Source organism: Pseudarthrobacter sp. NKDBFgelt, from assembly GCF_046097905.1.
GTDB classification, from domain to species: Bacteria; Actinomycetota; Actinomycetes; order Actinomycetales; family Micrococcaceae; genus Arthrobacter; species Arthrobacter polychromogenes.
The window spans coordinates 1-11,957 of the sequence record NZ_JBJURL010000017.1 but is presented as its reverse complement, the minus strand read 5'-3'; the positions used below and the strand labels follow the sequence as shown (position 1 = coordinate 11,957).

10 protein-coding genes and 1 pseudogene are annotated in these 11,957 nt (G+C 60.9%); 6 read left to right on the top strand and 5 right to left on the bottom strand.

Going from position 1 to position 11,957, the window contains the following annotated elements:
* Positions 1-120: 120 nt before the first annotated feature.
* The 3 genes from ACKAE7_RS06775 to ACKAE7_RS06765 all read left to right on the top strand — a co-directional run bounded on the left by ACKAE7_RS06775 (position 121) and on the right by ACKAE7_RS06765 (position 1,724).
* Entirely contained in the window at positions 121-699 is a 579-nt protein-coding gene (locus ACKAE7_RS06775; RefSeq protein WP_408978766.1) for an adenylate kinase, read from the top strand.
* A 259-nt stretch (positions 700-958) separates the two neighbouring features.
* Entirely contained in the window at positions 959-1,210 is a 252-nt protein-coding gene (locus tag ACKAE7_RS06770) for a hypothetical protein (RefSeq protein ID WP_408978765.1), read from the top strand.
* 298 nt (positions 1,211-1,508) lie between these two features.
* Positions 1,509-1,724 (top strand): hypothetical protein, encoded by a 216-nt coding sequence (locus ACKAE7_RS06765; RefSeq protein ID WP_408978764.1) that lies wholly within the window; start codon positions 1,509-1,511, stop codon positions 1,722-1,724.
* Positions 1,725-2,224: 500 nt separating this feature from the next.
* On the opposite strand, the gene ACKAE7_RS06760 is transcribed toward ACKAE7_RS06765, so the two are convergent.
* Together ACKAE7_RS06760 and ACKAE7_RS06755 are read right to left on the bottom strand one after the other, a co-directional pair.
* Complete coding sequence (locus ACKAE7_RS06760; protein ID WP_408978763.1) at positions 2,225-3,016, bottom strand: IclR family transcriptional regulator C-terminal domain-containing protein; 792 nt, start codon at positions 3,014-3,016, stop codon at positions 2,225-2,227.
* A gap of 203 nt (positions 3,017-3,219) precedes the next feature.
* Positions 3,220-4,053 carry a shikimate dehydrogenase family protein gene (locus tag ACKAE7_RS06755; protein WP_408978762.1) on the bottom strand — a complete coding sequence of 278 codons (834 nt, stop codon included), beginning with the start codon at positions 4,051-4,053 and terminating at the stop codon, positions 3,220-3,222.
* Positions 4,054-4,282: 229 nt separating this feature from the next.
* Between ACKAE7_RS06755 and ACKAE7_RS06750 the strand changes: the two genes are divergently transcribed.
* Together ACKAE7_RS06750 and ACKAE7_RS06745 are read left to right on the top strand one after the other, a co-directional pair.
* Positions 4,283-5,611, top strand: coding sequence for an MFS transporter (locus ACKAE7_RS06750; RefSeq protein ID WP_408978761.1), 1,329 nt, complete (start codon positions 4,283-4,285; stop codon positions 5,609-5,611).
* Positions 5,612-5,680: 69 nt separating this feature from the next.
* Positions 5,681-7,029: pseudogene (locus tag ACKAE7_RS06745) on the top strand (CynX/NimT family MFS transporter).
* 99 nt (positions 7,030-7,128) lie between these two features.
* Here ACKAE7_RS06745 and ACKAE7_RS06740 read toward each other — a convergent pair.
* The 3 genes from ACKAE7_RS06740 to ACKAE7_RS06730 all read right to left on the bottom strand — a co-directional run bounded on the left by ACKAE7_RS06740 (position 7,129) and on the right by ACKAE7_RS06730 (position 10,005).
* Positions 7,129-8,139: a PDR/VanB family oxidoreductase gene (locus ACKAE7_RS06740; protein ID WP_408978760.1), complete on the bottom strand. Its 1,011-nt coding sequence runs from the start codon at positions 8,137-8,139 to the stop codon at positions 7,129-7,131.
* A 34-nt stretch (positions 8,140-8,173) separates the two neighbouring features.
* Positions 8,174-9,271, bottom strand: a complete 1,098-nt coding sequence (locus ACKAE7_RS06735) for an aromatic ring-hydroxylating dioxygenase subunit alpha (protein ID WP_408978759.1) — start codon at positions 9,269-9,271, stop codon at positions 8,174-8,176.
* A 152-nt stretch (positions 9,272-9,423) separates the two neighbouring features.
* Positions 9,424-10,005, bottom strand: a complete 582-nt coding sequence (locus ACKAE7_RS06730; protein ID WP_408978758.1) for a PadR family transcriptional regulator — start codon at positions 10,003-10,005, stop codon at positions 9,424-9,426.
* A 257-nt stretch (positions 10,006-10,262) separates the two neighbouring features.
* On the opposite strand from ACKAE7_RS06730, the gene ACKAE7_RS06725 reads away from it, so the two are divergent.
* Complete coding sequence (locus ACKAE7_RS06725; protein WP_408978757.1) at positions 10,263-11,606, top strand: MFS transporter; 1,344 nt, start codon at positions 10,263-10,265, stop codon at positions 11,604-11,606.
* The last annotated feature ends 351 nt before the right edge of the window (positions 11,607-11,957 follow it).

The window sequence follows — 11,957 nt, the reverse complement described above, 5'->3', positions numbered from 1 at the left end:
ACGCTTCCTGGCGCCCACACTCTGCGGCAACTGCTTCCGATGGCGTTCGTCACCGACGTCCCACAGCGGCCCTTAACCGAAAAGCCTCCCCGACACACATCACGACGAAAGGCTATTGCCATGACCAGAATATTGATTATCGGACCACCCGGTTCCGGTAAGGGAACGCAGGCGGAACGCATCTCCCGGCGCCTGGATGTCGTCGCCATCTCCACCGGAGATATCTTCCGCACCAACGTCAAAAGCGAAACACCGCTCGGCGTCGAAGCCAAAAAGTACATGGATGCAGGAGACTTTGTTCCGGACAACGTGACCAACAAGATGGTCCGCGACCGCCTCAGTGAAAGCGACGTCGAAGACGGCTTCCTGCTTGACGGCTACCCGCGCACAACGGCCCAGGTCGACTACCTGGACGAAATCCTGGCCGACAGAAACCAGAGCCTCGACGTCGTCCTGCAGCTGACCGCCGACGACGAGGAACTCGTGGCGCGACTCTTGGGCCGTGCCAAGGAAACGGGGCGCAGCGACGACAACGAGGCCGTCATCCGCCACCGGCTCGACCTCTACCACGAGCAAACGGAAGCCGTCGTGGCCAAGTATGCCGAGCGCGGCATCCTGACCCAAATCGACGGTATCGGCACCATGGATGAGGTCACCGAGCGTGCCATTAAGGCAGGCCACAGCCTCCTTCTTCCTTGATTGGCCGACGGCGGTGCCTCCACACCGAGCGGGCCCCTGCGCCGAGGGCAGCAGGTCCGCTTCGGGGCAGCGGCAGGAAACGGCTATCTCTAAATACGTGCCCCCGCCCCGCGTCGCATCCTGCGCTCACTGGCATCAGCTTCGACAAACACTGCGACACATTTTCGACAACTCATCATCCTGACAGGAGAAGAACATGACCCTGCAAACCAGTAGGGAAGCCATGCCCGACAGAACCAGGACGCACCACAGTGCAGACATGGTCGACGATCCAGACCGGAAACCGACCCGGTTTGGATTCCGCCGATCTGTCGTCACCAACTGGAACGACCTCCGCCCGGGGGACACAGTACTTCTCGTCGGAACCAGCAAAGAACGAGTATCTGGAACCGTTGACGCCGTAACAACGGATGGGGACATCATGTGGATACTCCAAGACGACGGAGCAGGCCGAAAGCTGTTCCACCATTCGGACATCTACCAAACACTCACAGACCCGAAGGCGTTCTGAAGCCCAACGACCACGTGCACCCCCTACGGCAGGTCTCGGTATCAAACGACACAGGAATACAACCACGCAGTCCGGCAGAAGAACCATCCCAACAATGACCTGCCCGCATCACCCGGGATTGTCTTCACAACGTCAACGAAACCCGTTAGAACCCACCGACGTGCCGCCGCCAGCATGACGACTTTCTTTCGGGACGAATACTCAATGACCCGGGGATTGACTTGGACCAGGGACCTATTGGTTTGTCAGCAAGCATGACTAAACCCCATCCCACGACTGCGCATCAGGAGGTTTCGGCATGAAAGAAGTACTGACGGCGGAAGAAGTGCGGCTTGTGTTTTCACTGGTGCCTGGGGATAACGTCGAAGCCTCCGACCCAAGCGGTGCCCGCTGGGGAGGAAAAGTGGATATCACGCACCCTCCCAAGGGCTTGGTGTGGATACATACACACCAAGGCGAACGCATGCTGCTCGACATTCACGAACACACGATCAGGAGAATGGGCGAGCTGTAGGAAGTGCGGAGGCATCAGCATAAATGCGTGGTTGTGTCCAACAACGCTCCTTGGCTCCTGAGCTTAACCATGGACTTGCATGACGTAATTGCAGATCATTCGAGCTCGGAGAGATCCGCCAACAATCGCCTCACCCACCTGCATGGCGTCCCTCACATTTGACGGACGAGTGGAAGCAGGTGCGGCCACCACTCCCGCGTATGCCCTTCAACTGGGCCAGGCCGACGGATTAGTTCTTATCGTCACTGCGGACTCGTAGGTTTAAGGCAGGGCGGCCGAACCGATCCAGCGCGCCGGCGCCGGTGTTAGGAAGCGTCCTTGCCCACGATTACGGGATCAGCCGGGAGACGGTCTACCAGTAGCTGCGCCACACCACAGTCGGCGATGTGAGGGTCAGCCGTTCCGTCAGCGCTGTCCGCTGCCGGAACTCTGTTCCTCGGGCTCCCTAGATTCGCTGCAGGCCTGATGGCTCTACGGCCTAGGTCTGACTTTCCCCAGACCTATGATGCAGTGCTGAAGCGGTGGGCTGTTCGTCCGGTATAGTCCAGCCCGATTTCATGGGCGGTTTTTTGGAGGAGAGGGACAACATCCTGCTCGATGACTTCCGGAGCCGATCGATTTGTTTGGAGGGAAACGTTGACCGCGGCGACAGCTTTATCCCCGCTCCAGACAGGAACGGCCACTCCCCTGAGGCCGTCTTCCAGTTCCTGGGAAACCATGGCCCAGCCCTGTTTTCGGGCCTGCTGTATCTCGGCTCGTAGGGCGTCCAGGCTGCCGATCGATTGTTCGGTGAATCGTTGCAGTTGCACTGATTCGTAGTATGCATCCAGTTTTTGGGGAGGCAGGGCGCTGAGTAGAACGCGGCCCATGGATGTGGCCCAGGCCGGGAACCTGGTGCCAACGCTGATGGACACGTTGAGGATTCGCGGGGACGGGACGCAGGCGATATAGACGACGTCGGTGCCGTCGAGAACGCAGAGGGAGGCCGTTTCACCGAGCTCGGAGGCAAGTGATTTCAGGTGCAGTTCGGCGACGCCTGGAAGGGACTGGCCGGCGATGAATGTAGACCCAATTTCCAATGTTCGGGCAGTGAGCTCAAAATGTGTTCCGTCGGTTCGTAGGTAGCCGAGGTCCACCAACGTGAGCAGGAAGCGTCGAGCCGAGGCGCGGGTCAGGTCTGCCTGTGCTGCGATTTGGGAGACGGTCAGACGTGGGGTGTCTGGACTGAAAGCGCGGAGGACGTCAAAGGTTTTCTCGACGGACTTCACAAAATACGCCGGATGCTCGTCCATGAACTTCCCTTCCGCAAGTACCGGGCACCCGACGACCACTGCTATCGGCCGGGTTATATCGAGCATATCCCGACGGCCCGCACCGCTATTCCTCGCGGAGGAGATCAGCGACCTGCGCGGGCAGCAGAGGGCCCGAGATTGTACTTTCGACTTTGCCGGCAACTGGGGCACCACGGGCGCACGACCAGAAGCGCAAGGAGGCCTTAGGCCTGCATGTGCACATGGGACAGCGCCTGATGCAGTAAGGCGTGGGTTCTCAAGGGAAGCCCGAGGAGGGGGATCATGGCCGCGGCCTGTGCATGCAAGTGATCCCAGCCGTCGGTGCACTCTACTCCCTGTGTCCTTGCCATGGAGATAGTTGCGGTGACGTGGTCCGAGTACACAAAGTCGTAGACAAGCGCGCCGGGGTCCAGCCTTGCGCTTCCCCAAGCCGGGGGGTCGTCCAGGTTCTTCCCGATGGGTGTCGCGTTGACTATCAGCGAGGCGTCGCGGGCCTGGTCCTGGGCTTCGCCCCAACTGGCTGTGGACGCCGCAATGCCCAGGCCCGCAGCGAGAGCCACCAACTGCTGCGAGGCGCTCGGATCGCGGTCGGTGACAGTTATCCTGTCGACGTTGCCCCGAAGGGCAACTACTGCCGCTCTTGCCGCTCCTCCTGCGCCGAGCATCAGCGCATGCCTCTGATGCTTGCCTGCCAGACGCTCCTCAACGGCACTGATGTCGGTGTTGTGAGCAGACAATGTTTCGCCACGGCGCACCAGCAAATTCGCGGCGCCACTGAGCCGGACCTGTTCTGTTACCTCATCTGCCGTCCCGGCCGCCCATCGCTTGTGAGGCATCGTCACGTTTGCAGCGACAACGTCCGGTTGAAGCAGCCCCTGGCGGACTCCTGCCATGTGCTGATCGGCCGGTACATCCCAGGCCTCGTAAATCCAGCCCGCTCCAACCTCATTCAACACAGGATTCCACAACGCCGGTGACATGGCCTTCGATGCCTCCGAACCGATAAGGAACAGCCTGCGCGTCGGCAGATCTTTCATAACGACTCCCTCGTACGTTGCTGACGGCAAATTGGCGAGCTGAGCAGGATCCGACCCCTGCCGCCGATGAGCGGCTCGATCCCGGCAATATCACTTGCCTTGTGACGCCTCTCACTGTGATGTACTCTAGCCCTAATGCGCGCTTTACGCACGCGAGTTCGACATACGAACAAAGTGTAGTTCAGACTCCCTTACAACCCACGTCTTTCAAAGTGGAAGGACCTTCCCCATGACCAACCTTGCAACCGGCCCCACGGTTTCCGCAGACGAACGCCGGCTCAAGCGCGCCAAGAAGGCCGCCCTTGCCGCGTTTCTCGGCGGCGCCCTGGAGTACTACGACTTCTTCATCTACGCCACCGCGGCGTCCCTGATCTTTTCCAAAATCTTCTTCCCCGCCGGCGATCCCACTGTCGCCCTGCTGGCATCATTCGCTACCTTCGGCGTCGCCTACGTCGCCCGGCCCTTCGGCGCGGTGCTCTTCGGGCACCTCGGCGACAAGTTGGGCCGGAAAAACACGCTGGTCATGACGCTGGTCCTGATGGGTGCTGCAACCTTCCTCATCGGTGTCCTGCCGGACTTCAACACAGCCGGTTACTGGGCCCCTGCCCTGCTGGTGCTGCTGCGCCTCATGCAGGGTCTGTCCGCGGGCGCCGAAACAGCAGGTGCTTCTGCCCTGACCATGGAAGAAGCGCCTGCAGGCCGCCGTGGCTTCTTCGCGAGCTTCGCCATGAGCGGCATCTCCGCCGGCATTGTGCTCGCTTCGCTGGCCTTCCTTCCCGTTGCCGCCATGAGCGAAGCCGACCGGCTGTCCTGGGGCTGGCGCATCCCGTTTTGGCTTTCCATCCTCGTGCTCATCGTCGCGTTCCTGGTCCGCCGCTCCCTGGAAGAACCGGAAGTCTTTGAAGAGAAGCATGACAAAGGCGAGCTGGTAAAGCTTCCGTTCGCCAAGATGCTCCAAACCCACCCTGCGCAGTTCATCCAGGTGGCACTGATGTCATTCCAAGTCGTCACCAACACGTTCATGCAGTCCTTCGGCCTGGCCTACGCCGTCACCGTCGGTGTCCCCGCAGCCACCATGCTCTGGGTCAGCATCGTCGGCAACGTGATCGCCATCGTGTCCCAGCCGCTGTTCGCCCGCCTGTCCGATATCTTCGGGCGGCGAAAAGTCTTCATCACCGGCGTACTGGGTTCGGGCCTGATGATCTTCGTCTACTTCTCCGTCATCTCCACCGGCAACATTCCGATGATCTTCCTGACCAGCACGCTCATCACCGCCGGCACCTATGCTGCTTCGAACTCGGTCTACCCGGCCTGGTTCTCGGAACTCTTCAACGTCAAGGTCCGCTACTCCGGCATGGCCATCGGCCTGCAGATCGGTATCCTCTGCGCCGGCTTCACCCCCCTGCTCGGAACCGCCCTTGTTGGAGCAGAAAAAGCCAACTGGGGACCCGCGGCGTGGATCGTCGCAGCCTCTTCCGTGCTGGCCGTCGCCGGCGCACTCTGGGCCAAAGAAACATCCAAGACACCCCTGCGCGAACTGGGCAACCCTGTCCCCTAGTACCAAGCCGCAATCATTAGCGCTACAGGCGGGGGAATCAAGCAACCCCCGGTTCCCCCGCCTGTGGTCATGCAGTGTGTATGTCACCAGCAAAAGGGACAGGCTCCCCAGGACGAAGATCGAGGTGACGTTATCGCAGCCACGGGCACCGGGCAGCGCAGGGCAAAGGGCGGGAACCAGCACACGGGAAAGCGTTCGCTTACTTCCGGCCGGTGGATGGTACTCCTCGGCATCCTTCTCATGGCCCTGAGTGCCAGGCTGGCCGTGGCAGGGGTTTCGCCCATCATCTCCCTACTAGCCACGGACCTGCCGTTCGATGCAGTTTCGATTGGCATGCTCGGGATGCTCCCGACGGCGGGATTCGCCCTGATGGGATTCCTGACCCCGCAGTTGTTACCGCGCGTCCGACTTGAGCCTTTGATGCTGGCAGCGATACTGCTGGCCGTTGCCGGACAGCTGGGCAGGGCCTTGGGAACAAGCGTTGCAGCCTTCCTGGTGCTTTCCCTGCTGACCATGATCGGGCTGGGCCTGGGCAACATTGTCCTGCCGCCGTTGATCAAAAAGCACTTCCCGGACAGGGTCGGGCTCCTCACCGCCCTGTACGTCACGCTGTTTGCCATCAGCACCGCAGTGGCTCCGCAGCTGGCGGTGCCCATCTCGGAGGAAGCAGGCTGGCGGGTGGCGGTTGGCGTCTGGTCACTCGTGGGCGCTGCGGCCGCGCTGCCCTGGATCATCGTGCTCCTACGTGACCGGGCAGAACGACGGGCAAAGGCGCGCCTAACCCGGAATTCCCGGCCCGTCCCCGGACCACGAGGCCCTGGAGATCACCTATCGGTTGGGGACTGGCTTTGATCTTCGCCGGCTGTTCCAGCAACACGTTCGCTATTTTCACCTGGCTTCCTGCCGTCCTTGTTGACCGCGGCTTCACACCGGGAGAAGCAGGCTCCATGCTCGCCCTCTACGCCATCATTGGACTGCCCACCAGCCTGGTCGTGCCCTTGCTCGTAGCGAAGATGCAACGGCCGTTCCCCATCGGCCTGTCCTTTACCCTCTTGTTCGCCCTCGGTTACGGGGGACTTCTCCTTGCACCCGGGACCAGCTCACCTCTTTGGGTCATCGTGTTCGGACTTGGCCAAGGCACCTATTCCTTCGCCCTCCTGATGATCAACAAACGAACCCGCACCACCGCCGGCTCCGGGGCCCTCTCCGGATTCGCCCAAGGCGTAGGCTACTCCCTTGCCGGCCTCGGTCCGTTGCTGTTCGGCCTCCTACACGACATCAGCGGTACATGGATCACGTCCTTCGGGCTGCTCTGTGGGTGGCTGCTGGCCCTCACCGCCGGGCTGCTGATGGTCAACGGGCCCCGCATGCTGGAAGATGAGCAACCCCAAGGACCCTGCCCGAGTCGGCGGCTCTGAGCTCTATATAGTTCCAACGCCTGCACGAGGGTTGCGCGCCCTCTTGTTTTGCACGTTGAATTACGGCTTACGGGTTCGGAGGATCCAAGGATGTACCACTTAAACGTCGATGGTGATGACGGCAGATGGCGCAGCCGAGTGCGCACGGGCGCCGGTTCCGGTTCCGGAGCTGACGACGCGGGAGACGCAGCAGCACATCTTGGCCGCGGCGTTCTGCTGGCGTTCGCTGTAGAAGACGTCGCGGTGGTCAATGGCGCCCTGTAGGCTCAGCAGCCGCACTTCACAGAGACCGCATTCGCCCTTGCGGCAATCGAACATCATGTCTACGCCGGCGTCTTCGAGAGCTTCCAGCATCGACTTTCCGGCTGGAACGGTCGTCTCTACGCCCAGGCGTGGAACACGGACGACGAATTCCTCGGGGTCGAACCAGCCGCTGTTGCCAAAGGTCTCGTAGCGGAGATTGGGTACGCTGAGCCCGCGTGCGTCCCAGCTTCGTTTCACTGCGTCCATCAGCCGGATTGGTCCGCACATGTAGAGCTCTGTATCAGGGTCCATCCCGGCGAGCAATTCGTCGACTTTCAGTGCCGTTCCTTTGTCGTCCACGTGGACTTGGAGCGCGTTGCCGTGGAGCTCTTCCAGCTGGGGCAGGTAGGCCATGGCGGCGCGGCTGCGGCCGACGTAGACGAGCGTGTAATCGGCGTTGATGTTGCGGAGCACACGGGCCATATTGACCATTGCGGTAATGCCGATGCCGCCGGCCAGCAGCACGTAGCGCGGGGCGCCCACACGGAGCGGGAAGTTCTGCAGGGGCTGGGTGATCTCCAGCTGGTCCCCTACTTCCAGTCCCTGCATAAACACCGAACCGCCGCGGGATTGTGGGGCCCGGAAGACACTTATGGCCAGTCGCTGACCGTCCTCACTTGAATCCACTACGGAGTAGGAGCGTTTGTGCCGTTCGCCATTGATCGTGACCATCACGTCGATATGCGAGCCGGGCTCCGCTTTCTTCGGTAGCGGCTGGGACAGGACCAGGCGGCGAGTCTCTGCGGTGACGAACTGCGCTTCGACGACGGTTCCGGTCTGCCAGACCTCTATGTTCGTTGCTGCCATGACTTCTTCTAACTTCTTGGTGGACTGGTGCGGGTCATACGGTTGGGATGAGTCGGCCTTCGTCAGCGAGCTGGCGCTCGATCAGCCTCCTCACCCACATGCCGCCGGCGTCGATGTTGAGGTTGTAGAACTCGTAGTCGGGATTGGCGTCGATGGCCTCCTGCTGGGCTTTGAGCATCGCCTCGTCCTCCCCAAACACACCGTGCACGCCATTGCGGAGCTGGGTGGTGATCAGCTGGCTTTCCAGGCGGTAGTTGCGCATGAAGGCCCAGAAGTAATGACAGGTTTTGGCGGTCTCCGGTGAGATGGTGTTCATGACGAAACCGTTCACACCCTGGCTGCGGTCACCTTCCGGCGCGCCCGTGCCTGCCTTCGCAACGCCGACGTCGATGTTGATGGTCGACGGAGACTGGAAGGTGATGATCTGCCAGCGGTCCACCTTGCCCTCGAAACCGGGAAACTTGTCGCGCATGTTCTTGAGCCAGAACGGCGGCGCGTCGATATCGAGCATCCAGCGGGACACGGTGACGGTCGTGCCTTCTTGGGTCACGACGAAATCGGACTCGCTCAGTTCGTCCTGCCCGATCGAGGAAGAGTGGACGAACTCCTCATGGGTGAGATCCATCAGGTTGTCCAGCACCAGCTGGTAGTTGCACGGGGCAAAAATGGTCTCACCATCGCCAGCCCACTCGTTCGAACTCATCTGGTGCATGTCCGGGATCAGGTCCGGGTCTGCCAAGGTGGGATCGCCCAGCCAGACCCACACATACCGGTACCGCTCGATCACAGGGAAGGACGGCACCGTGGCGCTCGGGTTGATGGTCTCCTGCGCCGGCATGGAGACGCAGCGGCCTGCGGAGTTATAGACAATGCCGTGATAAGGGCACTGGATTTGATCCTTGCCGAGGGTCTTGCCCATGGATAACGGTGCCAACCGGTGCCAACAGGCGTCCGCCAACGCCACGGCCCTGCCGTCCTCAGTGCGGTAAAGGGCGAGTGGACGGTCCGCGATCCGCCGCGACATCGGCTTCCGGGTCACCTCGTGGTCCCAGGCGGCCACGTACCAGGCATTAAGCGGATACCCGAGCACCTTGTTGGTTGTCGAACTCACGGACTGCATCAGCGCGGTCATGGTCATTCCTTCGCTATATCTATCCACATAGGTAGTGGTCTGCATCACAGCATAACTATGTTGATAGATAGTGGCAAACGTTCTTCGGGGCAGCCAGGTCCAGCAAGGCGCGGAAGGCAGGTGCAGGCCGGAAGTCTGCGTGCCTGCTTTAGTCAGGACTCGAGTTTGTCAATCAGCTCCAGGCCGCGCCGGGCCCATTCGATTTCGGCCTTAGCGCGGTCGATCATGCCTTCGTAAGTGAAAATTTTGTAGCCCGCAATCTTGGCCCGATCCTCCTCAGGGGCCGCTGCGAGGCGCGTCACCAGGATGGGATTAGTCCGGTCCTCAAGGGTGGCGATCATTTCCCGCCATTGCTGCGCGCGGGAAGAGTGATACGCAATGTGGGCATGCATCTGGGTCCGCGCAGCATCCGGTTCGGCCCACTCCAGGTAGGCCGCCTTGAGGTGGATCGGGTCACGCTCGCGGGCGTAGTCCAGAGTGGTATTCATCCAGCACCGGAAGGCCTCGATCCCTTCCGGCGTAATGTGGTACCGCTTCTTCTTCCCCCTTTTCCCCCAAGGCTCCTCGATACCACTGAGAAGACCATCCTTTTCCATCTTGCGGAGCTCGGGATAGATCTGCGAGTCGGGAGCGTGCCAGACGTACCCGACGGATTGCTCAAAGTGCTTGAAAACGTCATAGCCCGTAAGAGGCTGGGATGTGAGCAATGCAAGCAGGGCGTAGCGGAGACTCATCTGCCACCAATCCTCTCCGTCAGGGCGCCCTGCATAACCGCATGCCGGGCACCGCGTCCACTAACCTCTTGTCAACTAACTATGTTCATAGTTATGCTGTGTCTCGCGCCACATCTAACTATCAGTATAGATAGTCGCCTGGCTGCCGTGCTCGACGATGAGGGCTGCGCCGGCCTTGGTCCCGGCGGGCACACCTGCCCGTCCGCATGAAACTTAGCACCTGCCCGGCTTGTCCGCGGCCTCCAGAAAGTAGCTCCATGCAACTCCAAGAACGCATCGACGCGTCCAGCATGTCCCTGTACCAATGGCTGATCGTAGGCCTGTGCATTGTCCTCAACGCCCTCGACGGCTTCGATGTCTTGGCCATGGCTTTCACAGCCAACAGCGTGACACGCGACTTCGGCCTCAGCGGAGCGGAACTGGGCATCCTGCTGAGCTCCGGACTGGTCGGCATGGCCATCGGATCCTTGGGCCTGGCCCCCTTCGCCGACATCATCGGACGCCGACCCATGGTCCTGATCTCCGTTGGCCTAGCCACCGCCGGGATGCTGCTCGCCTCCATTGCCCAATCGGCGGTGGAACTGGGGATATGGCGCGTTGTCACCGGCCTGGGGATCGGCGGCATCCTCGCTTGTACTAACGTCATTGCCAGCGAATACTCCTCCAAACGGTGGCGTGGGCTGGCCATCAGTATCTACACAGCCGGTTACGGCATCGGTGCAACCTTGGGCGGCGCCGCCGCGGTAACCCTCCAGGCAAGCTTCGGCTGGCGCTCGGTATTCCTGTTTGGCGGGATCTGCACCGGCGCCGTCCTGATTCTTCTGGCCATCCTGCTGCCGGAGTCCGTGGACTTCCTGGCCACCCGCCGTCCCCGTAACGTCCTCAGTCGCCTCAACAAGATTGCCCGCAAAATTGGGCAGCCAGAAGTGGCAGAGCTCCCGACCCACTCAGTAAAAGCGGACCGCAAGAACAAGCTTTCCGAACTATTCACTCCTGCTAACCGTCGCTCCACATGGCTCGTGTGGCTTGCCTTCTTTGCGACCATGTTCGGGTTCTACTTCGTGAACAGCTGGACGCCGCGACTCCTCGTCACGGCAGGCATGACTGAAAGCCAAGGCGTCATCGGGGGTCTCATGCTAACCCTCGGCGGCACTTTCGGATCCCTGCTCTACGGCCTACTAACCATTCGCTGGAACAGCCGCAAGGTAATGGTTGTGTTTGCCGTGCTCTCTGCAGCCACCATGGTGATGTTTATTTCCACCGCAGGCATCCTTGCCCTGGCCTTCGTGGCAGGCGGAGTAGTCGGCATGCTGATCAACGGTTGCATTGCCGGCATGTACACCATCACTCCGGCACTATACGGGGCGTCCGTCCGCAGCACCGGCGTCGGATGGGCGATCGGGATTGGCCGCATTGGCGCCATCGTCGCCCCACTCATCACCGGAGCCCTCCTGGACGCGCATTGGACCGCATCCATGCTCTACATGGGCGTCGGCGTGGTAGTCCTCGTCGCCGGTGGCGCGGTCGCTGCAATGAGGCCATCACAGCAAGACGGCGGTGCTCTGAATGAAAGAGAAAAAGAACGTACGCTGCGGGCATGAGGGTTTTGTGGCAGTTGTAGAAGGGGCCCTTGTGTGGCTCGAGTTGTGGGAAGTTTCGGCGAGTAGCCCGACTTCCTTTTGGCTGTTGTCTCTTACGCGGGGGCACGAGGGCACATACCAGGCGTTGACCATGCCGCCCAGCACCTTGTTGGTCGTCGAGCTCATGGACTGAACAGCAGTCATCGTAATTCCCCTCCGCGATGAAGGGCAGACCGTCGCCGATCCGATGACGGTCTGCCTTGATCAAATTTCACCGCTTGAAATTCTGCATGGTCTAGGGTGTGTCTCCTTATTGGCGTAGCCAGATGACGACGGCGTACAGGACGACGCCGGCTCGATAGGTCAGTGCGA